The 1,142-nt window shown below is 47.4% G+C and carries 1 protein-coding gene; it reads left to right on the top strand.

Annotation, left to right across the window (positions count from 1 at the left end; genetic code table 11):
- Positions 1-1,142: elongation factor Tu (gene tuf / locus L5L98_RS22190; RefSeq protein ID WP_263143575.1), on the top strand; the 1,142-nt coding region annotated here is incomplete at both ends.

Here is a 1,142-nt window from a genome sequence, read left to right as displayed (position 1 = left end):
GTAAACGTGGGCACCATTGGTCACGTTGACCATGGTAAAACCACACTGACTGCAGCTATCTCTCACGTACTGGCTAAGACCTACGGTGGCGAAGCTAAAGACTTCTCTCAAATCGATAACGCTCCTGAAGAGCGTGAGCGCGGTATTACGATCAATACCTCTCACATCGAATATGACACGCCTTCACGTCACTACGCACACGTAGACTGCCCAGGCCACGCTGACTATGTTAAAAACATGATCACTGGTGCTGCACAGATGGACGGCGCGATTCTAGTAGTTGCCTCTACAGACGGTCCAATGCCACAGACTCGTGAGCACATCCTGCTTTCTCGTCAGGTTGGCGTACCTTTCRTCATCGTGTTCATGAACAAATGTGACATGGTAGATGACGAAGAGTTACTGGAATTGGTTGAAATGGAAGTGCGTGAACTTCTGTCAGAATACGATTTCCCAGGTGATGATTTACCAGTAATCCAAGGTTCAGCTCTGAAGGCCCTAGAAGGTCAACCAGAGTGGGAAGCTAAGATCCTTGAATTAGCCGCAGCACTGGATTCTTACATTCCAGAACCACAACGTGATATCGATAAGCCGTTCCTACTGCCAATCGAAGACGTATTCTCAATTTCAGGCCGTGGTACAGTAGTTACTGGTCGTGTTGAGCGTGGTATTGTTAAAGTGGGTGACGAAGTTGAAATCGTTGGTGTTCGCACAACGACTAAAACAACGTGTACTGGTGTAGAAATGTTCCGTAAACTGCTTGACGAAGGTCGTGCAGGYGAGAACTGTGGTGTGTTATTACGTGGTACTAAGCGTGATGACGTAGAACGTGGTCAAGTATTGGCTAAACCAGGTTCAATCAACCCACACACGACTTTTGAATCAGAAGTTTATGTTCTGTCAAAAGAAGAAGGCGGACGTCACACTCCATTCTTCAAAGGCTACCGTCCACAGTTCTACTTCCGTACAACTGACGTAACCGGTACTATCGAACTGCCAGAAGGCGTAGAGATGGTAATGCCTGGCGACAACATCAAAATGGTAGTGACTCTGATTTGCCCAATCGCGATGGACGAAGGTTTACGCTTCGCAATCCGTGAAGGTGGTCGTACAGTTGGTGCTGGTGTAGTAGCTAAAATCAT

It is taken from the genome of Shewanella sp. SM23 (assembly GCF_025654295.1).
Lineage (GTDB): Bacteria > Pseudomonadota > Gammaproteobacteria > Enterobacterales > Shewanellaceae > Shewanella > Shewanella oncorhynchi.
Note: the sequence above shows the minus strand (reverse complement) of the source record. Positions and strands in the feature narration are given on the sequence as shown.